The sequence below is a fragment of the Massilia endophytica genome, assembly GCF_021165955.1.
In the GTDB taxonomy this organism is placed as follows: domain Bacteria; phylum Pseudomonadota; class Gammaproteobacteria; order Burkholderiales; family Burkholderiaceae_D; genus Rugamonas; species Rugamonas endophytica.
The window spans coordinates 2,708,750-2,733,296 of record NZ_CP088952.1 but is presented as its reverse complement, the minus strand read 5'-3'; the positions used below and the strand labels follow the sequence as shown (position 1 = coordinate 2,733,296).

General features: G+C 63.2%; 19 protein-coding genes. 12 read left to right on the top strand and 7 right to left on the bottom strand.

Annotated features, from left to right (window positions below; translation table 11 throughout):
- Nucleotides 1–320: 320 nt before the first annotated feature.
- Nucleotides 321–554, bottom strand: a complete 234-nt coding sequence (locus LSQ66_RS12195) for a tautomerase family protein (protein WP_231765479.1) — start codon at nucleotides 552–554, stop codon at nucleotides 321–323.
- Nucleotides 555–810: 256 nt separating this feature from the next.
- Between LSQ66_RS12195 and LSQ66_RS12190 the strand changes: the two genes are divergently transcribed.
- Both LSQ66_RS12190 and LSQ66_RS12185 read left to right on the top strand, forming a co-directional pair.
- A complete protein-coding gene (locus LSQ66_RS12190; protein ID WP_231765478.1) occupies nucleotides 811–1,197 on the top strand; it encodes a hypothetical protein in 387 nt (128 codons plus the stop codon).
- Between the two features lie 150 nt (nucleotides 1,198–1,347).
- The gene (locus LSQ66_RS12185; protein ID WP_231765477.1) at nucleotides 1,348–1,617 is read left to right on the top strand and encodes a hypothetical protein; all 270 of its coding nucleotides are present in this window, start codon (nucleotides 1,348–1,350) and stop codon (nucleotides 1,615–1,617) included.
- Nucleotides 1,618–1,692: 75 nt separating this feature from the next.
- Here LSQ66_RS12185 and LSQ66_RS12180 read toward each other — a convergent pair whose 3' ends face one another.
- A complete protein-coding gene (locus tag LSQ66_RS12180; protein WP_231765476.1) occupies nucleotides 1,693–2,361 on the bottom strand; it encodes a hypothetical protein in 669 nt (222 codons plus the stop codon).
- A gap of 310 nt (nucleotides 2,362–2,671) precedes the next feature.
- Here LSQ66_RS12180 and LSQ66_RS12175 point away from each other — a divergent pair, with 310 nt between their 5' ends.
- Both LSQ66_RS12175 and LSQ66_RS12170 read left to right on the top strand, forming a co-directional pair.
- Nucleotides 2,672–3,127 (top strand): cache domain-containing protein, encoded by a 456-nt coding sequence (locus LSQ66_RS12175; protein WP_231765475.1) that lies wholly within the window; start codon nucleotides 2,672–2,674, stop codon nucleotides 3,125–3,127.
- Nucleotides 3,128–3,244: 117 nt separating this feature from the next.
- Nucleotides 3,245–3,862, top strand: coding sequence for a LysE family translocator (locus tag LSQ66_RS12170; protein ID WP_231765474.1), 618 nt, complete (start codon nucleotides 3,245–3,247; stop codon nucleotides 3,860–3,862).
- Between the two features lie 69 nt (nucleotides 3,863–3,931).
- Here the strand turns inward: LSQ66_RS12170 and udk are convergent, their stop codons facing one another.
- Nucleotides 3,932–4,570 (bottom strand): uridine kinase, encoded by a 639-nt coding sequence (gene udk, locus LSQ66_RS12165; RefSeq protein WP_231765473.1) that lies wholly within the window; start codon nucleotides 4,568–4,570, stop codon nucleotides 3,932–3,934.
- A 377-nt stretch (nucleotides 4,571–4,947) separates the two neighbouring features.
- Nucleotides 4,948–5,850 (bottom strand): CHAD domain-containing protein, encoded by a 903-nt coding sequence (locus LSQ66_RS12160; RefSeq protein WP_231765472.1) that lies wholly within the window; start codon nucleotides 5,848–5,850, stop codon nucleotides 4,948–4,950.
- Between the two features lie 137 nt (nucleotides 5,851–5,987).
- Between LSQ66_RS12160 and LSQ66_RS12155 the strand changes: the two genes are divergently transcribed.
- Genes LSQ66_RS12155 through LSQ66_RS12145 form a run of 3 tightly spaced genes read left to right on the top strand, consistent with a single transcriptional unit; the run spans nucleotide 5,988 to nucleotide 10,829 of the window.
- Nucleotides 5,988–7,274, top strand: a complete 1,287-nt coding sequence (locus LSQ66_RS12155) for a GDSL-type esterase/lipase family protein (RefSeq protein WP_231765471.1) — start codon at nucleotides 5,988–5,990, stop codon at nucleotides 7,272–7,274.
- 3 nt (nucleotides 7,275–7,277) lie between these two features.
- On the top strand, nucleotides 7,278–9,950 hold the full coding sequence (locus LSQ66_RS12150) for a glycoside hydrolase family 97 catalytic domain-containing protein (RefSeq protein WP_231765470.1): 2,673 nt from the start codon (nucleotides 7,278–7,280) through the stop codon (nucleotides 9,948–9,950).
- A gap of 6 nt (nucleotides 9,951–9,956) precedes the next feature.
- Nucleotides 9,957–10,829, top strand: coding sequence for an alpha/beta hydrolase (locus tag LSQ66_RS12145; RefSeq protein WP_231765469.1), 873 nt, complete (start codon nucleotides 9,957–9,959; stop codon nucleotides 10,827–10,829).
- Here the strand turns inward: LSQ66_RS12145 and LSQ66_RS12140 are convergent.
- On the bottom strand, nucleotides 10,826–12,928 hold the full coding sequence (locus LSQ66_RS12140) for a beta-galactosidase (RefSeq protein WP_231765468.1): 2,103 nt from the start codon (nucleotides 12,926–12,928) through the stop codon (nucleotides 10,826–10,828). The two genes, LSQ66_RS12145 and LSQ66_RS12140, sit on opposite strands and share 4 nt — an antisense overlap.
- Before the next feature lie 168 nt (nucleotides 12,929–13,096).
- Between LSQ66_RS12140 and LSQ66_RS12135 the strand changes: the two genes are divergently transcribed.
- The 4 genes from LSQ66_RS12135 (at nucleotide 13,097) to LSQ66_RS12120 (ending at nucleotide 19,273) form a co-directional block, all read left to right on the top strand.
- The gene (locus LSQ66_RS12135) at nucleotides 13,097–14,230 is read left to right on the top strand and encodes a glycoside hydrolase family 5 protein (RefSeq protein ID WP_231765467.1); all 1,134 of its coding nucleotides are present in this window, start codon (nucleotides 13,097–13,099) and stop codon (nucleotides 14,228–14,230) included.
- Nucleotides 14,231–14,310: 80 nt separating this feature from the next.
- Nucleotides 14,311–16,551 carry a glycoside hydrolase family 3 C-terminal domain-containing protein gene (locus LSQ66_RS12130; protein ID WP_231765466.1) on the top strand — a complete coding sequence of 747 codons (2,241 nt, stop codon included), beginning with the start codon at nucleotides 14,311–14,313 and terminating at the stop codon, nucleotides 16,549–16,551.
- A gap of 99 nt (nucleotides 16,552–16,650) precedes the next feature.
- On the top strand, nucleotides 16,651–17,841 hold the full coding sequence (locus LSQ66_RS12125) for a helix-turn-helix domain-containing protein (RefSeq protein ID WP_231765465.1): 1,191 nt from the start codon (nucleotides 16,651–16,653) through the stop codon (nucleotides 17,839–17,841).
- A 256-nt stretch (nucleotides 17,842–18,097) separates the two neighbouring features.
- Complete coding sequence (locus LSQ66_RS12120; protein ID WP_231765464.1) at nucleotides 18,098–19,273, top strand: XylR family transcriptional regulator; 1,176 nt, start codon at nucleotides 18,098–18,100, stop codon at nucleotides 19,271–19,273.
- A gap of 51 nt (nucleotides 19,274–19,324) precedes the next feature.
- On the opposite strand, the gene LSQ66_RS12115 is transcribed toward LSQ66_RS12120, so the two are convergent.
- A complete protein-coding gene (locus LSQ66_RS12115; RefSeq protein ID WP_231765463.1) occupies nucleotides 19,325–21,001 on the bottom strand; it encodes a sodium:solute symporter family transporter in 1,677 nt (558 codons plus the stop codon).
- Nucleotides 21,002–21,319: 318 nt separating this feature from the next.
- On the opposite strand from LSQ66_RS12115, the gene LSQ66_RS12110 reads away from it, so the two are divergent.
- On the top strand, nucleotides 21,320–22,153 hold the full coding sequence (locus tag LSQ66_RS12110; protein WP_231765462.1) for an aldose epimerase family protein: 834 nt from the start codon (nucleotides 21,320–21,322) through the stop codon (nucleotides 22,151–22,153).
- A 39-nt stretch (nucleotides 22,154–22,192) separates the two neighbouring features.
- On the opposite strand, the gene LSQ66_RS12105 is transcribed toward LSQ66_RS12110, so the two are convergent.
- Nucleotides 22,193–24,532 carry a glycoside hydrolase family 31 protein gene (locus LSQ66_RS12105; protein WP_231765461.1) on the bottom strand — a complete coding sequence of 780 codons (2,340 nt, stop codon included), beginning with the start codon at nucleotides 24,530–24,532 and terminating at the stop codon, nucleotides 22,193–22,195.
- Nucleotides 24,533–24,547 lie beyond the last annotated feature (15 nt).

Here is a 24,547-nt window from a genome sequence, read left to right as displayed (position 1 = left end):
CCTTTCGCGTTATTGTTTTTTGGACGTCGCATCCCCAGAATGCCTCACGCCCTGTGGCTGATCACGACGGGATGAAGGAGATGCAACGAAGGCAGCTCCCCGGGAATCGGCAAGGTCCTCTCTAGAATGCGAGAGGAAGTAAGTTGAACCGAACCATGGCGACCGTCACCGAACGGCTTTCTCAGGATTTGATTTCGAAAGTGCGATTCGGCCTGCAAAGCCGTGTACGCCGGTTCAATTCCGATCCTTGCCTCCAATATCGCAGCGGTCTCAATCGCCTTTCCTGCCACCGCGGCAGGTGGTAATGGTACGCGCCTGGCTCAGGATTCGGTTGGATCCGGCGGAATGTGCGACGCAAAATCTTTCTTGAGATACACTCGGCCCTGGAACCCCCATCCGCCATCCGGCACGTCATGGATGACAACATAGGTCATGTCGCGTACCTGCGGCAAGCCCTCCGCTTCCACCACTGCGTTCGTGACTTTTTCGATCATCATTCTCTTTCGCGCGGGGGATACCCAGCCTTCGGTCGTGTAGATGTGCACGATAGGCATTTCAACTCTCCTTCAAGATGTATCGGAAGTAAGAAACCGCCCCGGGGGGAGGTATCAGCGATTAGCACATACCCGCTCCTACAGTTGGCTTACGCATCCTCGAAATGGGGGAGGTCGGGTGTCGGCTGGATTGTTCGCGCGCGTGCTTAAACGTAAGCGATCCGTACTTGGTCGCTGACTATGATCTCGGCCGTCTTCTTCGGTGCCGCGATTGCCTCGCCGTCGCCGTGCCGCTTGCTAACTGAAAGGCGTAAACATGCTCTCCGAGCTCGGCACAGCAGGCCGTTTCCTTGTCTTTGTGGGCGCTGGCGCCGTATTGGCGTTTCTGCCCATGATCCTGTTTCCTTTGGCATGGGCGCGTTGTGTCGGCTGGCGAGTTGGTCCGCAAACCGACCTGTCCGTCTACTACGGCCGCTGCCTGGGTTGTGTCAGCACATTGCTTGGGCTAGCTGGGCTTTACGCCGCGTTCAAGCCGGTCCTTCATGCCTTCTTTTTCGCCCTTTCGTCCGCCTGCTTCGGCTCGATGGTGCTGGTGCATTTGTACGGCGGCTGGCGAAGTGTCCAGCCGCGTCAGGAAACGATCGAGGCTGCCTTCTGGTTGGCCTTGTTCATTCTTTCCTGCTATTTCTGGCCCAGCCCCTGAGCAAACTATTGCCACGAAGAACTATATCCGTATGCGAAGTGTAGGGTCAGCGTCCGTAAGATGCTCTGGCCGCCGCAGGGCGGCGAATTAACTTTTCGCCAGGACGGCCCGGCTATCCTGGCTGGGCCATTTACGTAAATGGGAGTAGTAATGAAGCTCGATATACTGTTTGATAACGACACTGTGGTTGTGTCGGGTGTTCCAGGTACCGGACCAGGCATACTTGACGGCGGCGGCCCGGGCACTGGCCCCGGCACCACCGGTGGTCCAGGTACCGGTCCCGGTGTAATTGACGACGGTGGTCCGGGCACTGGCCCGGGCGTGACCGCGCTCTACATCGACCTCACACCAGCCCACCTTATTGCACCGATGATGGTGGAAATTGTGGGCAGTCCGGTTGAGCTGCAGCTTCTCGGCTGATCAACTAGCGGCCTTGTCCTAGGCAAGCGCCGGGCGCGGCTTGGGCAGAGTGCCAAAGCCGCCAACTCGTCTGGCTCAGCGCCTGCGTTCCGGCACTGGAGCCAGCAATTCTGGGAACAGCACCTCGGCCAGCGCCCGGCCTTGCTGCGACAGCACCTCTGGTTCCGGAATCATAAAGTCCTCTGCCGGCGCCAGCTGTTTGGCATAGATCGCTTCATAGACCCGCTTGACGACGCCGGGCGCCACCTGCTCCCGGTCCGCGCCAGGCATGATGCCCACCAGCCGCCATCCGCTCTTCTCGGCCCCCTCCATGTTGGCGCGCTGCTTCATGCTGACCAGGCCATACAAAAAGCCGAGTCCCATTCTGCGCCCGAGGTATTCTGCCAGCCGCAAATAATGTCCGCCCAGACCCCCTCGCCGGAATTCCGGGGCGATAACGACGAGGCGGCAATACAGGCTCAGGGCGTCGGGATCCTGTTCGTAGGCGTAAAACGCTGCGGGGCGGCCAGCGGTCAGGACCAGCAAGGCCAGGATCTTCCCTTTGCCGCTGCCAGCCAGGGCGGCGTTCTCGGCGTAGAAGTGGGGATCGAGGAAGCCTTGCGCGGCGCCTGTGCCGATGTCGGGATACCAGGCCTTCAGGCAGCTGCTCACGCGTGCGACATCCTGCGCGCGCAGATGGTGCAGGGTGAAATCAGGATCGATCGTCCTGTCATCCAGATCAGGCCAGTGCAATGATGGATTCATGTTCAGTTCGCTACTTTCTTAGGTGCCAAAGGCGGAACGAGCACCGTAGCGCCGCGCAGGATACCGATGGCATACGCAAGGCACACTGAGACGCCATTGGTAATGGATCGGTTAGTGTGCTCGGTCTGGAGGAGTAGGGCCAGGGAGTCGCGCCAGGCTGTACCCGTGCGGCGGTATGTGGGGCTCGCCCCGCCGGTTTTGCTACCAGCAGACATCCGTAAGCCATCGGTAAGCGGTAGCGAGGTAGGGTGTCGCGGATTGGAGTAGCACGCAAGAAGTGATTGGGCAAAGCAACCTGGACGGAGGATTCATGAAAGCATGGTGGAAAACGGTGGTGGGGATCGGCGCGCTGTGCGTTGCCTCGGTGGCCTGCGCTGGCGATAAAGGTACGGCGGATGAGGCGGTTGCACTGGTGAAGAGCGCCATCGCGGACATAAACAAGCGCGGTATGGACAAGGTCTTTGAAGACATCAACAAGCAGTCCCCGCAATTTTCCGACCGGGACCTGTACGTCCTCGTTATGGATCTGAAGGGGAAAATCCTGTCCCACGGCGCGAATCCCAAGCTGATCGGGAAAGACGTTTCGGAGATTAAGGATGCAGAGGGAAAGTATTTCATCCAGGACTTTCTCAAGGTGGCAAAGACCAAGGGCAGTGGCTGGGTGGACTACATCTGGGTCAACCCGGTCACGAAAGGGCTGGAAAAGAAGGCCACCTATGTCCAGCTGGCCGGGCCGTTGATCGTGGCCTGCGGCATCTATAAGTAAGCCCCGCAACATCGCCGGGACTGTCGCGCACGTCGCCTGCCATATGCCAATGGTAACGTCGTACGCTAAGGGTGGGGAACAAACGCAAGCCCAGTAACTACCTGCACTCGTATCCCCATGAACTCTTATTTGCTTTTCACTACCACAACCTTCCTGGTGTGCTTGGCTCCGGGCCCGGCGGCGCTAATCGTAGCCTCCCACGGCGCTGTTGCGGGGTGGCGGGCTGCAAGCTGGTCCATTGCAGGCATCGCCCTTGCGAACGCCGGCTACTTCATCCTGTCCGCCATGGGGGTCGCCGCGGCGCTGGTCTCTACTCCTGCTTTGTTCTCGGCCATCAAGTGGACAGGTGTAGTATATCTGGGCTATCTCGGCCTCAGCTCGCTGCTTTCACGCCGGCGCTTCGTTATGATGAGCCCTATTGCGCGCGGCAGGGGCGGTATGCCGAAACTCCTGCAGGCGCTCCTGATTGAGTTGTCCAATCCTAAAGCCCTGTTGTACTTCACGGCGCTATTGCCGCAGTTTGTCGTGCAGTCGCAGCCCTTGGCGCCGCAGTTTGTACTGTTCGGTGCAACCTGCCTTGTTGCCGACTGCCTAAGTTACGGGGGCTATGCCTTGCTCGGCAGTCGCACTGGGACACTGCGACTGCCGCCAGCGGCCAACGTCTGGGCGAACAGGCTGTGCGGTCTCGCTCTGCTCGGCTCAGCCGGATTGATGACCTGCGTGTCACCTGCATGAAAGCACATGGATGGCTTCATTCTCACCGGACGCTGAGCTCCCGTATCGGCGCGCAGGCGGCCGCGCTCACTACAGCTTCAACTGGCCAACAACACTCGCTACTTTTGTCGTGATGATGTCGACTGCAGGCCCATTGGCGCCGTGAGGCAAGATCACGTCGGCGTGGCGTTTGGTGGGCTCGATGAACTGCTTGTGCATGGGGCGCACCGTTTCCATATACTGGGCGACAACGCTTTCGAGCGAACGGCCGCGTTCGGCGATGTCCCTTTGCATGCGGCGGATGAAGCGAACGTCGGAGGCTGTGTCGACGAAGATCCGCAGCGACATCATGTCGCGCAAATCCGCGTTATACAGCGCGAACAGGCCTTCGATCACGATAACCGGGGCTGGTTTGACGGGAATGGTCCTGTCGGAGCGGTTGTCGATGGTGAAATCGTACTCCGGCATCTGGATCGTTTCGCCGTTGCGCAGGGCCTGCACATGCTGGATAAGGAGCGGCCAGTCGAAAGCCTGGGGGTGGTCGTAGTTCTGCTGGCGGCGAACCTCGGGGGTGAGGTGGGTTTGATCGCAGTAGTAGTCGTCCTGCATGACCACCGACACCATATCGGCGCCAAAGGAGGACAGCACTTGCTGGGAAACCGTAGACTTGCCGCTGCCGCTGCCCCCAGCGACGCCAATCACAAACGGGCGGAAAGAAATCTCATTCATCCCCGAATTTTACCGGAGTCAAGTGCGGACTGACAGTATCGCCGGAATGATTTGCGGCCGCAGGAAATCCATATCAAATTCTTGTCGCAATCGCGGCCTATGATGGCAGAGTTTTCCGCAGCTCAACAACTTGCGGAAATTGTACTTATTGCAGCACAGCAGTGAGAGGGATGTTATGGACTCAGGGAGCAATAACGGCGACGGCGTGCTGGAAACGCGCTGAAGCAATCGGCCGCAGTGCGGCATGCGTTGGTCATCCGGCGCGAAGTGGGCGCCGTGGCGGCCGTAGAGCATTTGAAAGGGCAGGGCTTGCGCCAGGAGGTGATCGCGCGGGTTCTGGCCGGTGGTGCGTTGCGGGCTGAGGACACGCCGGCGCGCTAGCCGATGCGCAGGGAGGCGGCCTTTTTCACAAGCTTGCCGAGCCCGCGGTCGGCCCTGCCAGCCTCTGCGCACAAATACCCGCGGACGAAGCTGGCCGCCTCACCCGCTGTGGCGTCCCGGGCGCAAAGATCGACGAGCAGACCGTCCGCCACAGCTGCGTCGTTCAGGCGCCCCAGGCTTTCCTGAAGATCGGCCAGCAGGCGGCTGCTTGCCTTTACCTGTCGTTCCGGCAGCAGGTCGGCGAAGAATTCGATCGCGTAGCGCGCTTTCTTGGCGGCCATGCGGACTCGGTGCCGGGCCTGCGCATCCGCCTCCTCCCATTTTCTGGCGCGCTTGCGCAGGCGGCGTGTCGCATTATTCAGCAGGGGCAGCATTTCCTTGCGCGCCTTTCGCGCCCAGATACCGCCACCGTCCTGCGCCCATGTTTCCCCCAGCAGCCAGGTATGCAGTTCCTGCATGCAGCCTGCGTAGCGCGCTTCCTGCAATAGCTGCGCCAGCCGCGAGTGATGCGTTTCGGCGCGCTTCTGCGCCGCCGCGACAAGGGGTAGGGCCACGGCGGAGGTTTCGGTGACGCGCGGTGCAGTTACATGGGCCAGCACATCCCAGTCCCGCGCCGGGCCAAATTCGCCAGCCAGCCACTCGAGGTGCTGCTCCAGGTCTGAGGGAGGGGCCAGCAGTGGCGAGAACAGGTCGAGCAGCGCACGGAAGCGGCGCACACCCACCCGCATCTGGTGCAGGCTCTCGGCGTCGAGATGCCTCACGCCTTCTTCGTTGGCCTGTATCTGGTCCAGGCAGTTCCCGGCAATGCGGCGAAAGGCCTGGGCCATCGTCATTTTCGGATGCAACGCTACCGGGGTGGCTTTCTTGGGGGCCAGCTGGCGTTTGATCTCGGTTTCCATCGCTGCTCCACGACACGCATGCGAGCCGATGATATCGCAAGACTTGCCCAGGTTCTGTTCTGGCCTGTGCAATATCGTTTTCCCGATTAGCGAATTTTGTAATTGCTCCGCTCATCTGCCGCTTGCACAATCGCCGGATGAAGACTGCAATCTCACTCATTACAGCGGCCGCCCTCGCGGCGACCGTGCCCCTCGCCTGTGCTCAGAACCGTGAGCTGATCCTTTACAACGGCAAGCCGCTCCCTTCGTGGAGCGTGATGGTAGCGGGTACCGAGGGGCCCGAGCAGGTCCTGCGGGCCGACTCCCCGGCGGTGAACGGCCGGGTGAGCGCGCGGGCAGGGGAGGTGGCGGGCAGGCATGACGCGCTTTCGCTGCAATGGAAGGACGCCTGGTTCTCCGGCCTGCGCCTGGACGGCGGGGCGCCTCTGGATCTACGGCCGTTCACCGGGGACGGAACGCTGGAATTCGACATCCATGTCACCGACCTCTCCGAAGGCGGCATCTATTTCACCATGCGCTGCGGACCGGACTGCAAGCGCAAAGTCTCCTATGTGCTGCCAGGGCGTGCGCTGCAGGGCAAGGGCTGGCGGCGCCTGTCCTTCTCCCTGGCGTGCTTCGCGCGCGCAGGCGACGATTTCAGCAAGGTCTCCACGCCTTTCGCGCTGGAGGGCAATGGCGCAGGCCAGGTGGCGGTGGCGAATATACGGCTTGTGCGCGGCGGGGAGCCCAATGCGCAATGTGCGGATTACCGCACCGAGGCGGTGACCCCGGCGCCGCTTACCCACGCCTGGTCGCTCGGCTGGTGGATTCCGCGCCATGAGAAGAAGCTGGAAGAGGTCCGCAAGCTCAGGGAAGCGGGCAAGAGCCCGCAGCTGATTTTCGTCGGCGATTCGATCACCGAAGGCTGGGAGAAGTCCGGCGCTCCGGTTTGGCAGCGCTACTACGCGAAATACAACGCGGTGGGCCTCGGCTTCAGTGGCGACACCACGGAGAACGTGCTGTGGCGCCTGCAGCATGGCGAGGTGGATGGGATTGCGCCCAGGGTGGCGGTGCTCATGATAGGCACAAACAACGCGGGCCACCGCGAGGACGAGCCGGAAGCGACAGCGGCAGGCGTCAAGGCAATCATCGAGGACCTGCGCCGCCGCCTGCCGCAGACCAAGATCCTTTTGCTGGCCATTTTCCCGCGCGAAGAACAGCCTTCGGCCTTCCTGCGCCGCCTGAACGAACGGGTGAACGCGATCATCGGGGGATACGCGGATGACCGCCATGTCTTCTTCGCCAATATCAATTCCTCCCTTCTGAATGCCGACGGCACGCTCTCGCGCGAGATCATGCCCGACATGCTGCATCCGCAGGAAAAGGGTTACGAAATCTGGGCTCGCAGCATGGAGCCCGTCCTGCAAAAACTGTTATCGGAGTAAACCTTGAAAGAACCGATGCGTAAATCCGCCTGTGCCGTTTTTCTCCTGCTGGCTGCGAGCCTCGCGCAGTCGGCAAGTGCAGCCAGCTGCGCGCTCAATGTGGCCCCGCGCACTGTCGACTACCCATGGATGTCCATCGAGCGCTGGCGCGGGATGCACGCGGAGCAGGTGGCGCGCGCGAAGCAGGGCAATGTCGATGTGATATTCGTCGGCGACTCTCTCACCGAAATGTGGCCGAAAGCGCTCTGGGAGAGCAGCTTCGGCCGCTTCAATCCCGCCAACTTCGGCATCGGCGGCGACCACACCGGCAATGTTCTGTGGCGGCTGAAGGACCCCGCCATCGCGTCCCTGAAGCCCAAGCTGGTGGTGCTGATGATTGGCGTGAACAACATCAATCTCTGCAACGAAAAGGCCGGGCAGGTGTTCGGCGGCATCCAGGCCGTTGTGGCGAAGCTGCGCAAGCAGTACCCGGCGGCGCGTATCCTGCTCAATTCCGTGCTCCCTGAAGCAGGGCCGGATTCCGGGGAGCGAAAGCAGATCGCGGCGCTCAACGCGAAAATCAGGACGCTGGACGACGGCAAGGCGGTTTTCGTCCATGACTATGGATCGCTCTTCACCGGACCGGGCGGCGAGCTGTCGAAGGAGCTGCAGCCCGATCTCCTGCATTTCTCCGAGAAAGGCTACCAGCTGCTGGCTGGCGCGATGGTTCCCGATATCGAGCGCCTGCTGGCATCCGCCGATCCGGCCTATACGGTGACGTCCCCCGACGGACGTAACCGCATCGACCTGGCGGTGCGCGATGGCAAGCTGGCCTATACCGTCACCCGCGACGGCGCCGTGGTGATTGCGCAGTCGCCGCTCGGCCTGGCCACCAATGCGGGCGCGCTGGACGGCAACTCGCTGCGGCTGGCGGGCGTGGAGCAGCGGGCAGTGAACGACACTTATCGTCCCGTCGCTGGCAAGGCGGCCAGTGTCCAAGACCATTACAACGAAGCCGAGCTGGCGCTGACCGGAAAGGACAAGCCCCTGCAGCTCCGGCTGGTGGCGCGGGCATACGACGATGGCATCGCGTTCCGCTACGTGCTGCCGAAGCAGGAACAGGAGAAGAAGCTGGGCATCTTCGGCGAGATGACGGGTTTCCATTTCCCGTCCGACTACCAGTGCTGGGGCTTCAACCCGGGCCGCAACGAGAATTCCCACGAAGGCGAGTTCGATCCCGTCAAGGCCTCGGCCATCCGCCCCGCCCACCTGTTCGACGCGCCGCTGGTGTGCAAGACGGGCCGCAAGAGCACCACCTTCGCCATCGCCGAAGCCGACAAGCGGGACTACGCTGGCGCCTACTACGCCGGACGGGGCGAGGGCGGACTGGGTGTCCAGGTGTCGCTGTCGTGGGGCAAAGGCGAGGGCGATGAGTCGCCCTGGCAGCGTCCCGCCGTCAATGCGAACCTGGCGGAAGCTCCTCTGGCTACGCCGTGGCGCGTGGTCATGCTGGCCGACTCGCCGGGCGGGCTCACGGCGTCCAGTCTCATTGCGACCCTTGGCGCCCCTTCGAAGATTGCCGATACCAGCTGGATCAAGCCGGGCAAGGCTGCCTGGGACTGGTGGAACGGCTGGGCCGCCGGCGTTCCGAACGCGGGCGTGAACACGGCCACCTACCGCGCCTATATCGACTTTGCCGCCTCCATGGGCCTCGAATACATTCTCATCGACGAAGGCTGGTACGAGGGCAGTTCCGAAACCCCGGCGCCCGCCAATGTCCTGCGCCCAATCGCGGCGATGGATATGCCGGGCATTATTTCCTATGCCAGGGAGAAGGGCGTAGGCGTCTGGGTATGGCTGCAGTGGAAGCAGCTGGACCGGCAGATGGACGATGCCCTGCGCCTGTATTCCTCCTGGGGCATCAAGGGTATCAAGGTGGACTTCATGGACCGCAACGACCAGGAGATGGTGGGCTTCTACCACAAGCTGCTGGAGAAGGCTGCAGCCAACCGCCTCATGGTGAACCTGCACGGGGCCTATCCGCCCGATGGCCTGTTGCGCACCTATCCGAACTACATGACGCAGGAAGGCGTGCTGGGCGCCGAGTACAACAAGTGGAGCAAGCGCATCACGGCCACCCATAACGTGACGCTGCCTTTCACCCGCATGCTGCTTGGACCGATGGACTACACGCCGGGCGGCTTCCGCTCGCTGGCGTCATCCGAGTTCCCCAAGCAGATCCGCTCCGCCAAGCCCTTCGTGCAGACCACGCGCGGCCAGGCGGTGGCCATGTATGTGGTCTACGATTCGCCAGTGGCCATGGTTGCGGACAGCCCGGATGCGTACAGGAACGCCGACGGCAGCTGGGCCGACGGCGCAAGCTTCATCGGCAAGGTGCCCACGAGCTGGGACGAAACGCGCGTCCTGGAAGGCGATATCGGCCAGTACATCGTCACCGCCCGCCGCAAGGGGCGCACCTGGTATATCGGGGCAATGGGCAACGAAGCGCCGCGCGTGATCGACCTGCCCCTTTCCTTCATCGAGCCGGGCGTGAACTACCGCGCCGAAATTCTCCAGGACGGGAAGGATGCCAATCACCTGAACTCCAGCGAAGCGCGCGTGAAGCGCGGCAGCCGGGTGAAGCTTTCGCTCGCCGCCTCCGGCGGCGCGGTCGCCGTGCTTTCGCCGCTGCCCTGAGGCTCCATGGCGATGAATTCCACCCTGAAAAAACTGGCGCCGGCCCTGCTCGCTGGCGCTCTGGCCGCAATCGGCGCCGCGTCGCCTGTGCAGGAAGTGCGTGCCCAGGCGGCAGCGCCGGCGGCCGGTTTCGACAAGGTGAAGCCAGGCGCCGCGCAGGGAACGGTGGCGGACTTCGGCTATGCCTCCGCCGTCACCGGCACCCAGCGCATGGCGCGAGTCTACCTGCCTCCCGGCTACACCCCGCAGCGCCGCTATCCCGTGCTCTACCTCCTGCACGGCATTGGAGGCAACCAGCATGAGTGGACCGGCTATGTGCGGGCGCAACCCATCCTCGACGGCCTGATTGGAGAGGGCGGGGCCGTTCCCATGATTGTGGTCATGCCCAATGGACGGGCGATGGCCGACGACAGGGTGCCGCCAGGCGAGCGCACCTTTGCGCCCGACCACATCGCTGCCTTTGCCCAGTTCGAGCGCGACCTGCTGGAGTCCCTGATTCCGGCCGTGGACAAGGCCTATCCCACCCTGGCCGACCGCACGAAACGGGCGATTGCCGGACTCTCGATGGGAGGCGGGCAGGCGCTGAACTTCGGCCTCACCCACCTCGATACGTTTGCCTGGGTGGGCGGCTTCTCGTCCGCGCCCAATACCCGGCCCGCAGCCGCGCTGCTGCCGGAACCCGCCGCCGCGCGGCGCCAGCTGCAATTGCTCTATCTTTCATGCGGCAGGCAGGACGGATTAATGGGCGTATCGCAGGACCTGCACAGCTACCTGCAGCAGCAGGGAGTGCCGCATGTGTGGAATGTGGACGCGTACGGGCATGACCGCGAAAGCTGGGCGGAGAACCTGTACCACTTCGCCCGCTTCCTGTTCCGCTAGCGGCCCGTCCCTTCCTCGATAATCGCGACATCCCATGGCGCCAGGGCCAGCGTGTCGCCCGGCTTGACCTGGCGCGGGGCGAGCAGCTCGGCTCCCGCCTTGTGCTGGTAGGTGAAGCTGGCTGCCGCGCCGGAATAGTTGAAGAAGTAGCGCACGGTGCGGCCATTGCCGTTCGTGCCGCTGCGGGTGTGGATCTGCGGCGGCAGCTGCTGGTCCGGCCCCGCGAGGCCTGCCTCGCGCAGGGCCGTTTGCAGCACGGCCTTCTGCAGCTTGTCCGAGAGGTAGCTCCCTTCATAAATCACCTTGCCCGCGCCGTACTGGTTCTGCGTGACCGCGGGCCAGCGGCCGAAGAAATGATGGTCGTAGTAGGCGAGGGCCCTTGCGGTATCGAGCTGCAGGAATTCGGCCCAGTATTGCACCTTGTTGTCCGCGCCGGTCTGGAAGGGATCGTCCTTCAGCTTCAGCGGCTGCGCGAGATTGGAGAATTCCTGATAGTGGAAGCCGAGGGCTTCGCGCAGGGGGCCGGGCGCCATGGTCCAGCGCACGGCGGCGTTTTCGTTGGCGAAACCGCTCTTGAAGGTCATCACGGCGTGCCCGCCCTTGCGGATGTATTCCGCAATGCGCTTGAGCAGGGCTTCGTCGGCAATGTACAGCGACGGCACGAGCAGCAGCTTGTAGGAAGAGAAGTTCTCCGTATCCGGAAAAACGAAGTCGGCGCCAACGTTCATGTCGTAGAGCGCGCGGTGCATCTGGCGCACGAGCGAGCCGTAATCGGCCTTGCTGCCGCCAGCTCCCCATTGCGTTTCCTTTGCGAAGGGCATGTCGTTGAGGGCATTGAGGGAATCGCGGCTCCACAGGATGGCGACATCGCTGCGCAGCTTCAGGTTGGCCAGTCGCGGCCCGATCTTTTGCAGTTCGCGGCCGGCGCGGCTCATCTCGGCGTAGGCCCGGTTCGGCTCCATGTCGTGCGACAGCACGCCTTTCCAGTAGGTCTCCTGGTTGGCATGGATGGAGGACCAGTGCCAGTACTCCACCATGTTGGAACCGTTGGAAAGGTGGGTATAAACGTCCTGCCGGAACTGGCCGTCGTATGGAGGGTACTGGAAGGAGGAGCTCCAGTCGGTGGACTGCGCATTGGTTTCCGTCACGAGGAAGTTCCCGCGCTTGAGGGAGCGGGTGAAATCCGCCTGCAGGCTCTGGTCGGCGCCGTTGTAGTTCTCGCTCGGGCCCCAGTGGTAGATGTTCACGGCCGGGATGTCGAGCGCGCGCGCCACGGCTTCTTCATTCACATCGCTGTGCATCGAACCGGCAAAGTCGTGGGTCACGAACTGGCGCGGGGCGGCGTGTTCGCGCACCAGTTTCGCCTGCCAGTGAAGGAAATCCGTCACACGCATCTGGCCCCAGCGCGACCATTCCAGCTTGTAGCCGGTGCTCTGCGCCCCGTCTGGGCGCGGCAGGTCCGCCCAGGAGTGCAGGTCCTGGCCCCAGTAATTCAGGAACCAGGCCTTGCTGAGGTTTTCCGGCGTGCCGAACTTCTTTTCGAGATGGCGCTGGAATCGGACGAAGACATCGTCGTTGGCCGCGCCATAGCTGGCCGTCTCGTTGTCGATCTGCCAGCCGATGACGTTCGGGTTGTCCTTGTAGCGGCTCACTATCCGGCGGATCAGTCGTTCCGCGTAGAAGCGGTAAGCGGCGGAATCCGTATTCATGTTCTGCCGCATGCCGTACATGTTCTGGACCCCGTTGAACTTGCGGGCCAGGATCTCAGGATGCTGCCTCGCCATCCACGCGGGAATGGAGTAGGTGGGCGTTCCCATGATGACCCTGATGCCAGCCTTGCCCATGGCATCGATCACCCGGTCCATCCAGGCGTATTCGAAGCGCCCATCCTCCGGCTCCCACAGGCTCCAGGTGGATTCGCCGAGGCGAACGACATTGAAGCCCGCCGCCTTCATCATCTGCACGTCCTTCTCCAGCCGCTCATAGGGCATGTATTCGTGGTAGTAGGCCGTTCCGTAAAGGATGGTGGGGAGAGGGGCCTGGGCGGCGGCGGTGAGCGCGTACGACAGGCTGATGGCGAGCAGGGTCCTTTTCAGCATTCCTTGTCCTTGTAGTCCGAATCCTTGCCATTGTGGTGAAGGCCGGGCGTGTTCGTCCAGCCAACTCCGCCAACTGCGCAATTTCATATTCGCCCTTGGCGGTTTTTGTAATTGCCCGCCTGTGGAACCGATCCCAGAATATCCACAGTAAAGAAACTCTGGAAAACGATGAAATCCCTGTGGCAGGCAGCAGTACTCTCACTTGCTTTATGCAATGCGCCGTTCGCGCAGGCGGCTGGCGCCATGCGTAGCATGGGCAGCGCGCAGCTGGCGGCGGAGATGGTCCCCGGATGGAATCTCGGGAACTCGCTGGAGGCCATCGGCCGCCGCAGCTATGTATGGGGCAGCAGGGAATTCAATGAAACCGCCTGGGGCAACCCGAAGGCGAACCAGGCCCTGTTCGATGCCGTGAAGGCCGCCGGTTTCCGCAGCGTGCGCATCCCCGCCGCGTGGAAGCAGTATGCGGACTCCAGGGACAATATCAGCCCCCAGTGGATGGCGCGGGTGGCCGAGGTAGTGGATTCCGCCCGCAAGGCAGGTCTTTACGTGATGCTGAACGTGCACTGGGACGGCGGCTGGCTGCAGCCCGACTATGCCCACCGCGACGCGGCCAACGCGCGCCTGGCCAGGTACTGGACGCAGATCGCCACGCATTTCAGGGACTACGGCGATACCCTGCTGTTCGCCGGGACCAATGAGGTCATGGTGGATGGAGACTGGAGCGCGCCCACTGCCGAATACTGCGAGGTGCAGAAGGGCTTCAACCAGGTGTTCATCGACACGGTACGCGCCACGGGGGGCAATAATGCGCGCCGCCATTTGGTGGTACAGTCCTTCAACACCAATATCGACCATGCGCTGAGCTGCAATGCCGCCATGCCTAAGGACCGTATCGCGGACCGCCTGATGATGGAGGTGCACTTCTACGACCCGTGGGAGTTCGCGATCAAGACCGACAGCGATTCCTGGAAGTGGGGGCAGGCCGCCAATCCTTCGGGCTGGGCCAACGAGTCCTATATCGACGGCCAGATGAAGAAGATGAAAACCGCCTTTATCGACAAGGGCTATCCGGTCATCCTGGGCGAATATGGCGCCATCCAGCGCAAGGAATACGATCCGTCCGGAGCCCACCGCAGGCATTGGGACCAGTACGTTACGCGCTCCGCCGTCGCGCATGGCCTGGTGCCCATGTATTGGGATAACGGTTATACCAGCAATCACGAGTTCGGCCTGTTCGACCGGGCGACCGGCGCCCAGGCTTTTCCGGATGTGATCGGCGCCATCGTGAACGCTGCGAAGTAAGCTTGTAAACCTGTAGTCTCCTCTACCATTTCCGGTAGTTCGGGGCGGCAGCGGGGCCGCCCCTTTTTTTTGAGGAATCCATGAAATTGAAGAAAACGATCAGTCTCCTCTCCGCCGCAGTGGCCATGTGCTGCGGAACCGCGTTCGCCGAGCCGGCGGGCAAGCCTTGGATGAATGCCGGGCTGGACGCGGCGCAGCGCGCGGACCTGGTGATCAAGGAGATGACCCTGGACGAGAAACTGAAGCTGGTCTACGGCTATTTCGGTTCCGATTTCGAACCGAAGAAGTCCAGGCGTCCGGCGGAGGCGCATGAGCAGTCGGCCGGTTTCGTGTACGGCGTGCCGCGCCTGGGCATTCCGAACCTGTGGGAGGCCGATGCGGGCATCGGCGTGGCCAGCCAGGCTGGCCCCAACCCCCGCGCGGCGACTGCGCTGCCTTCGGGCCTGGCCACCGCCGCCACCTGGGACCTGCAGACCGCCTATGCGGGCGGAGCGATGATCGGCGCGGAGGCGCGCGGCTTCGGCTTCAACGTGCTGCTGGCTGGCGGCGTGAACCTGATGCGCGAACCGCGCAATGGCCGCAACTTCGAGTACGGTGGCGAAGATCCCCTGCTGGCGGGGAAAATTGTGGGCGCTCAGATCAAGGGCATCCAGTCCCAGCGCGTGGTCTCCACGCTCAAGCACTTTGCACTGAACGACCAGGAAACCGGCCGCACCACCCTGAATGTGAAGATCGACGACGCCTCGGCCCGCATGTCCGACCTGCTGGCGCTGCAGATCGCGAACGAGGAGGGCAAGCCCGGTTCCGTCATGTGCTCCTACAACCGGGTGAATGGCGTCTACGCCTGCGAGAGCGACTACCTGCTGAACCAGGTGCTGAAGAAGGACTGGGGCTTCAAGGGCTGGGTGATGTCGGACTGGGGCGCCACCCACAGCACCGTTCCGGCGGCCAATGCAGGCCTGGACCAGCAATCGGGCATGCCTTTCGATCACTCGGACTATTTCGGTCCGCCGCTGAAGGAGGCTGTATTGAACGGCTGGGTGCCGCAAGCGCGCCTGGACGACATGGCGCGCCGCATCCTGCACGCGATGTTCGAGCACGGCGTCGTGGACCATCCGGTGTCGGCCGAACCCGGAAAGATCGACTTCGCCGCCAATGCCGCGGTGTCGCTCAAGGATGCCCAGGAAGCCATGGTGCTGCTGAAGAACAGCGCGGGCGTCCTGCCGCTGGATAAAAGCGTGAAGCGCATCGCCATCATCGGCGGCTATGCGGACAAGGGCGTGCTGGCAGGTGGCGGTTCCTCGCTCGTCTATCCCGCAGGCGGCAATGCCGTGCCGGGAATGGAGCCCAAAACCTGGCCCGGCCCCATCATGGTCTATCCGTCTTCGCCCATGAAGGCCATCGAAAAGCGCCTGCCTTCCGCAAGTGTCAAGTTCATCGACGGCGCAGACAAGGCCGCCGCGGCAAAGCTGGCGAAGGAAAGCGATGTGGTGCTGGTCTTCGCCACCCAGTGGACGGGCGAATCCTTCGACATGCCCAACCTGTCGCTGCCCGGGAAGCAGGACGAGCTGATCGCCGCCGTGGCCGAGGCCAATCCGAAAACCGTCGTGGTGCTGGAAACCGGGGGACCGGTCACCATGCCCTGGCTGCCGAAGGTCTCGGCCGTGGTGGAAGCCTGGTATCCCGGCACCAGCGGCGGCGAGGCCATTGCCAGTGTGCTGGTGGGCGAGGTGAATCCTTCCGGCCACCTGCCTGCGACCTTCCCGGCCTCGGAGTCCCAGCTGCCGCGGCCTGCGCTGGACGGCTATCCCGAAGTGCAGGACAAGCGCTTCGACGTGGAATACCGCGAGGGCGCGGCGGTCGGCTACAAATGGTTCGACCTCAAGGGCCTGAAGCCGCTGTTCCCCTTCGGGCACGGCCTCTCCTACACCGAGTTCGGTTTCTCCGGTCTTTCGGCGGCAGTGAAGAACGGGGCCCTGACCGCCTCGTTCACCGTGAAGAACACGGGCAAGCTGGCGGGCAAGGAAGTGGCGCAGGTTTATGTGTCGCCGCTCAAGGCCAAGTGGGAAGCGCCCAAGCGCCTGGCCGCATTCCAGAAGGTCGACCTGCAGCCGGGCGCCGAGACCCGGGCAACGGTCACGGTCGATCCGCGCCTGCTCGCCATGTACGACTCGGCCAGCAAGACCTGGAAGGTGGCGAAGGGCGACTACAAGCTCACTCTCGCCGCCGACGCGGCGGACGGCAAGGCGGTCAGCACGGTCGTGCACCTGGAAGCTGCCTCCTACGATGTGAACGGAAAGCCGCTGCGCAAATCCCGCTGAGAGGGGGGAGGGGCCGGATGAGTGGCCCCTGGAGGGGTTGAACTGTTATCATGCAATGAGCAAGCCGCGCATGGAGACAGTTCAACTACCCCTCGAACGATGCAAGAGTTCTATAAGAAGGCACTGCTGGCACTCATTGGCCTGGTGATCGCCAATGCATTGCTGGCCTCATTACTGGTCTACCAAAGCTATCTTTCGGTTTCCCTGCGGGCTGCGGCGCGGCCGGGTGCGGGCTGGCAGTACATCACCGACTCGGACGTGAACATGGCGGGCACTTCGACCGTGCGCATTCCCGACCGCCAGCGCGAGGACCTGCGCTTCGAGTTCAAACTGACCAGGGCGGCGCAGTATCCCTTCGTGGCCGCGGGCATGGCCCTGCTTGACGCCAGGGGGCAGCCGGCTACGGTGGACTGGTCGAAGTATACCGACGTTACCTTCCTGGCCAGGTGCGCGCCAGCCAACTCCATGTTCTTCAGCATCTCCACCTTCGATGCCAAGGTGTCGAAAGTGGGCGATTTCCAGACCTACCGCTCGCCCTCGACCTACTTCTCCTGCAACGAGCGCGGCGTGCCGGTATCCCTGGACCTGACGCGGCTCAGCGTCCCGGACTGGTGGTTCAATGCCGTGAAGCTCGACCTGACCTACCAGGGCTATGAGCTGAACCGGGTGTCGCGCGTCGTATTCGGCTCCAGCAGCCAGAGTCCCTTCAACGTGGATTCCTACCTCGAAATCGGGGAACTGACCCTGCACGGCCGCGACTACCGCTATATCGTGGCCCTGGCCCTGGTCCTGGTCGCGAGCTGGGGAACGTTCGCCCTGTGGTTCTTCCGCGCCCATTCCCGCGCCCTGACGGCCAGCCTCAATTCGCGCATGAAAAAGGACCTGCCCCTGGTCGCCTATCGCCAATTGACACTGGAGCCGTACAAGGACAAGGAAAAGGCGACCGTGCTCCGTTTTATCGCCACCAATTACACAAATACCGAGCTCGATCTGGATGGCGTGGTTTCGGGAACCGGCACCAACCGCAATAAAGTCAACGAACTGCTGAAAAATGAACTCGGCATGACTTTTACCAGCTATTTGAATAAATTGCGCCTGACCGAGGCCGCGCGCTTATTGGCCGAGAAAAGCACGGCAACCGTCGCCGAAATAGCCTATCTGGTCGGGTATTCCAATGTTTCGTATTTCAACAAGCTGTTCAAGGAGGAATACGGCTGCACGCCGAAAGCCTTCCGCTCCATCGCCGCGCTGTCCGAAAACCAGCCGGCGCCCGCCGCGGAGGCCCCCTGATCCGCTTGCACTCCCTGCAGAACTAATCGCAATTTCTGCATAGTGATAGAAATTCCTCCCCGTGCGTTACCGTGCGGCGGGGCCTGGCCCCTAAGCTGGGGGCATGGCTTAGCTTTCGCTAGCCATCAGCGAAGACCGGGGGGCGGCAGCGCCACTCCGGCAACCAGGAGACAAGATGAAAAAGATCGTGTTCGGCATCGCCGCCGGCAATGGCTGCTTTCTCAATTTCGCTTAACCCGTTTATCGAGTGGCGAATATGAATACTTCGAAAGCGCACCGCATTGCCCTGTTATTCAACGCAAACAAGAGTTTCGACCGCGAGGTTATTTCGGGTATTGCCGCTTATCTTGGCAGCACCCGCGCGGCCTGGGACTTGTTTCTGGAAGAGGATTTCCGTCTTCGCCTGGCCGGTATCGAAAACTGGCAAGGGGACGGCATTATTGCCGATTTTGACGACCCCGCCGTGGCTGCGGCCCTGTCGCGCTGCAGCGTGCCGGTGGTGGCCGTGGGCGGCTCCTATGCCGACGAGGCGGAATACCCGCGCGGCCTGCCTTATGTGGCCACCGACAATTTCAAGCTGATCAAACTTGCGCGCGACCACCTGATCGACGTGGGCCTGCAGCGCTTCGCCATGTTCAGCCTTCCCAAGGCCAGGGAGAACCGCTGGGCCCAGGAACGCGAAACCGCCTTCCGCACCCTCATGGAAGCGGACAGGATGGAGGCCGAGATCTTCCGCGGCTGCGGAACCAGCGCCTCGTCCTGGGACGATGCGGTGGAGGGGCAGATCGCCTGGCTGCGCAGCCTTCCGAAGCCCGTGGGCATCATCGCCGTCACCGATGCGCGCGCCCGCCAGCTGCTGCAGGCCTGCATCATCGCGGGCATTGCGGTGCCCGAGCAGGTGTCGCTGATCGGCATCGACAACGACCAGCTGGTGCGCATGCTCACCCGCATCCCCCTCAGTTCCGTGATCCAGGGCGCGCAGGAGATGGGACGTACGGCCGCTCACCTGCTGGACCAGATGCTGCATGGCGTGCGCCTTTCGAACACGCGCATCCTCATGCCTCCCGCTGGAATCAATGTGTTCGCGTCCAGCGAGCACCAGCCGGTGCGGCACCCGCATGTCGCCCGGGCGAAGCATTTCATCCGGCAGTACGCCTGCCAGGGCATCAAGACCCACCAGGTGGCGGAATACGTGGGCGTGTCGCGTTCCTCGCTGGAGGCCTACTTCCGCCAGGAGCTTGGCTGCAGCGTGCATGACGTGATCCTGCGCTTCAAGCTCGATGCCGCAAAGGCGGGCCTGGAAAGCCGGGACCGCAGCATTGCCGACGTGGCCCTGGGCTGCGGCTTCACTTCCACCCAGTACATGCATCTCGTCTTCAAGCGGGAACTGGGCTGCACGCCGCGCGCATACCGCGACCGGGTGCTGGGCTAAAAAAAAGGCGCACGGCAGTCTGCCGTGCGCCTTCCTTCCTTTCCTGCAGTATTACCAGAGCGCGCCGTAGATGGCGGCCAGCGCGATGCCGATGACGGCCGAGCCCAGGGTGAATGCGCTGTCCACCCGGAACATGGAAGTATCCACATGCAGGTGGCGCGCCACGCCTTCGCGCCGGCTTTCGGCCAGCTTGCTGATCAGGACCATGCCCGCGATCACGAACCAGAACACGATGAACATGCGGTCCAGGAAGGGGATCTCGGCCACGCCCGCCTCGGTAACCTTGGCGAAGCCGATCGGCACCAGGAAGGAAAGATCCATCATCCCCGGCAGGAACTTGAGCAGGATGGAACCAGCCAGGCCGCCGATGGTGGCGAACATGGCGGCGCCCTGGGTCGTCTTCTTCCAGAAGAAGCCCATCAGGAACATGGCCAGGATGCCCGGCGAAACGAAGCCCGTGTACTCCTGGATGTACTGGAAGCCGCCTTTCTTGTCGATGCCAAGCAGGGGCGCGATCAGCACGGCCAGCGCCATGGACACCACCACGCTCACGCGGCCGATCCACACCATTTTCTGTTCGGTGGCTGCCTTGTTGAAGGTCTTGTTGTAGATGTCCAGGGTGAAGATGGTGGCGATGGAGTTGGCCTTGCCCGCCAGCGAGGCCACCACGGCGGCGGTCAGGGCGGCGAAGGCCACGCCTTTGAGGCCCGAAGGCAGGAGGTTGAGCAGCACGGGGTAGGCGCGGTCCGGATTCAGCTCCCCGCCCTGGCGCATGGCGTCGCCCAGGGCGCCGGACTGGTCGAGCGCATAGGCGGCAATGCCCGGCAGGACAACGATCACGGGCATCAGCAGCTTGAGGAAGGCCGCGAACAGCAGGCCTTTGCGTGCGGTGGGCAGGTCCGCGCCCAGGGCGCGCTGGGTGATGTACTGGTTGCAGCCCCAGTAGTTCAGGTTCACGATCCACATGCCGCCCAGCAGGACGGAGAGGCCGGGCAGGTCCATGTAGTTCGGGTCTTCGCGCTTCAGCACCATGTCGAAGTGCCCGCGCGCGCGGCCGAACAGCTCGGAGAAGCCTGCCAGGGCGCCGTGCTTGCTTGCCAGGGCTGCCACCAGGTCGAGGGCGAGCCAGGTGGTCACCAGGCCGCCGATCACCAGGCAGGCAACCTGCACCACGTCGGTATAGCCGATCACCTTCATGCCGCCCAGGGTGATAATGGCCGCGAAGACGGCCAGGAACAGCATGCAGGGCAGCAGGGCGATGCCGGAAAGGCTGGAGATCGCCAGTGCGCCCAGATAGAGGATGGAGGTGAGGTTCACCACTACGTAGAGGCCAAGCCAGAACAGCGCCATCGTGGTCGCCACGGCCTTGCCGTAGCGCTGCTCCAGGAACTGGGGCATGGTGTAGATGCGGTTCTTCAGGTAGACCGGCATGAAGAACACGGCCACGATCACGAGGGTGGCAGCCGCCATCAGCTCGTAGACGGCAATGGCCATGCCGATCTTGTAGCCCGAGCCGCTCATGCCGATGAACTGCTCGGCGGAGATGTTCGAGGCGATGAGCGAGGCGCCAATGGCCCACCAGGTCAGCGAGCCTTCGGCCAGGAAGTAGTCATGCGAGGCCTGGCCGGAACTGGCCTGCTTGCGGCGGTAGATCCAGATGCCGTAGCCGGCGACGGCGATGAAATAGATAAGGAAGACGATCAGGTCGACGGTTGAAAATGTACTCATGCGGTGCTCGCGTGTGAAGGTTGTCTCCGGGCGGGCAATCTGGGGCCGCACCCTGTTTTCTGCAGTATCGGAAGATCATAGGCGAGCGGGCCCGCCATTCCCAATAACTCTTTTGCTCGCAGCTATCCCGAATTTGGTATGGGTCCGGGGCCTGCCGCGCACGCATTATTGCCCGGGACTGCCGCCAGAAACACCCCTTCAAGGCCGCTTTGGCCAGAATTGTTCGGGGGCTTGGTGATTTTCGTAATTGAATCACCGGGCCGCCGCCAGCAGAATGGCACGGTGCCTATACCGTTTGCACAGGAACCCGATTTTTAGATGATGACCAAACGATTTTCCGGCACAGCGCCCGAGGCGGACGAACACCGCCGGTTTACCCTCAGGAACGCCAGCGGCATGGCAGTGACGATCAGTGAATGCGATGCCGCGCTGTGGTCGTGGCAGGCGCCGGACCGCTATGGCCGCATGGCGGACGTGGTGCTTGCGCCGCGGCGCCTGGCCGGGGCCGTGCTGTGGAAGGGGCAGCATGCCGAGGGCGGCGTCACGCTGCTTCGGTCGGAGACCGCCGATGCCGTGGCCCAGCTGGCGAAATACCACCTGGACGATGATGGCTGCCTCACCGTGCACCATGAGGTCGTGGCCATGGCGCCCACGCCCCTGGACGTGACGTCCAACCCCTGTTTCAACCTGAACGGCGGCGCCGCCGATGTCGGGGACCATATGGTGCAGATCGACGCCGATTATTACGTTGGCGTGGATGCGGACGGCGCTCCGGCCAACCTGGCCGCGGTGGGCGGCACGGCCTTCGACTTCCGGCAGGCGGCTCCCATCGGCGCGCGCCTGCGCTGGCCGGACAGCCAGATCCGCCAGCGGGGCGGACTCGATCACTGCTTCTTCGTCCGCAACCATTTCTCGGGCGGGCAGGGGCCTTTGCGGGAAGTGGCCCGCGTGGTCGATCCGGGGTCGGGACGCTGCCTGCAGCTGCACACCACCGAGGCGGCGGTCCAGCTGCGCGCTGTCCAGCAGGGCAGCTTCACGCTCGAAGCGCGGGCCCGGCCCGAGCTGACCAGCGCCGCCTGGCCCCATGTGATCGTGCTGCCGGGGCATGTATACCGGCAGACCAGCGTCTACCGGCTATCACTCCAACCCTGAGCGGACCCGCCGCGATGCCGCGGCAGGCCCGCCTTTCTTCTATTTTCCTGCGACCTTCGTGAGGCCGGGCGCAATGCGGGCCAGCTCGCCGTCGCCGCTCACGGACAGCTTGCCAGTGCTGTCGTTCCACTGCAGCTTCGCCAGCTTGCCCTTGCCTTTTTCATAGTCGTAGGACACGCCGTCGTCGTCATACAGCGCAAACTCGCCGTCCTTGCCGGGGTAGACCCTGATCTCGGCGATGGCCTGCTTGCTGGCCGTCGACTGGACTTCGGCGCCCAAGGGCAGGATCGAACCTGCGCGCACGAAGACGGGAATCTGGTCGATGGGCGCCGCCACGCGCACCCAGCGTCCGCCAGCGAGCTTCTCGTTGGTCCAGAAGTTGTACCAGTCGCTGCCTGCGGGCAGGTAGACATCCTTCTCCGTCTGGCCCTGTTCCGTCACCGGCGCCACCAGGAAGGCAGGACCGAACATGTACTGGGTGCCGATATCGGCCACGTGCGGGTCGTTCGGGAAGTCCATCCACAGCGGCCGCATGAAGGGTGCACCGCTGTCCCAGGTGGCCTTGGCCTGGCTGTAGATGTAGGGGATCAGCTGGTAGCGCAGGCGGTCGTAGCGCGCCATGATGGATTCGGCATGCTGGCCGAAGGCCCAGATCTCGGCGTGCTTGCGGTCGCCGTGCAGGCGCAGCGTGGGCAGGAAGGTCCCGTACTGGAACCAGCGTGTCAGCAGCTCGGGGTAGTCGTGATTCTGGCCCACGGTTTCGGAAGCGCCGGCAGGATCGACCAGCGGGGCCTTGGTGGCGCTGGTGGTCTGCGGCAGCCATTGCCAGCCGCCGATATCGTTGCCCCAGTAGGCGATGCCCGAAGCCGTCATGTTCAGGCCAGTGGGGATCTGGCGTGCCAGCGCCTCCCAGGAGGGATTGATGTCCGAGGACCAGAACAGGGCGCCGGTGCGCTGGGAGCCGAGATAGGCGGCGCGCGACAGGATCAGGCCGCGCTTGTTGGGCTTCCACGCGCGCATGCCCTGGGCCACGCCTTCCACGTGAACCAGCGGGAAGAGGTTGCGGTAACGGTCGCCCGAACCCACGGAGTAGAAGTAGCCGTCCGGCACGAGGTCGGGCTCCGTTTCGTCCAGCCAGGGATAGTCGAAGCCCTGCGACAGGATGTTGTCGCGCACGCGCTCCCAGAACCATTGGCGGGCGGCGGGATTGGTGGAGTCGATCAGGGCGCCGGTGCGGTCGGAACGGAAGGGCAGGCCGTCGACCGTCTTGCCGTCCTTGTCCTTCATGAAGTAGCCCTTGGCATCGAGCTCGTTGAAGTAGCGGCCGGAGGTTTCGAAGCGGGGCCAGACCGAAATGATCGACTGCATGCCCATGTCATGCAGTTCCTTGTTCATTGCGGCAGGCTGCGGGTACTGCGCCGGGTCGATATCCAGCTGGCCCATGCGGGTCCAGTAGAACCAGTCCACCACCATCACGTCGAGCGGGTACTTCTTCTGGCGGTAGGTGCGGGCCACGCGCAGCACTTCGTCCTGGCTTTCGTAGCGGGCCTTGGACTGGATCAGGCCAAAGGCGGCCTTGGGGGGAATGGGTGTCTTGCCTGTTACGCGCGCATAGCCGGAATAGATCTCTTCCGGGGTGCTGCCCGTGATGACGAAGAAGCTTACCCGCTCGCCCACATTGGACTGGAATGCCGTGCGGCCGTTCACGCCAGCGACGAAGCGGGTGGCGGAAGGATTGTCCCATATGATGCCGTAGCCCTTGGAGGACACCATGAAGGGCACGCAGACGGATTCTCCGGCGGGCGCGTCATACCAGTGCTTGCAGTCGATGACGCGGCCGCGCAGGTCGAGCGGCCCGGTCGATTCCTGGTTCTGGCCCATGCCGTAGTAATGCTCGCCTGCCGGTGCGCTGAAGCTGGCGCCGGCCTGGTAGGTCTTTTCGCCGTTCACGGTATGGGGCGAGAGTTCCCAGCCCGTCATGTTGAGCACCAGCTCTCCCTTGGCGTTCTTCACCTGAAGCCCAACCGGCGCAAGCTGCGGCGCGAAGTACTTCTCCGGCTGCGTTGGAGCGCGCGGCTGGGGTGCCGGCGCGACGCTCAGGCTCAATGCGGGCGAGGTGAAACTGTCGCCGTCCTTGCCGCTGCTGTGGCGGAAGGCGGAATTGTCGGCGTTCTTCGGCAGGATGCCGTAGCCCGGGCCTCTCAGCGCCTCGGCCTTCTCGGCGGCGATGGTGACGTGGACGACATTGGGGCCGTATGCTTCGACTGAGACCCAGGCGCCGTTGCGGTCGAGGGTGGCGATGGGCGCGGCGCATGCGGCGCCGCCTACTGCCGTGGAAATCGCGGCGGCCATCAGCTGGCGCTTGCAATCGACGTTCATTGAAACTCCTGTGTT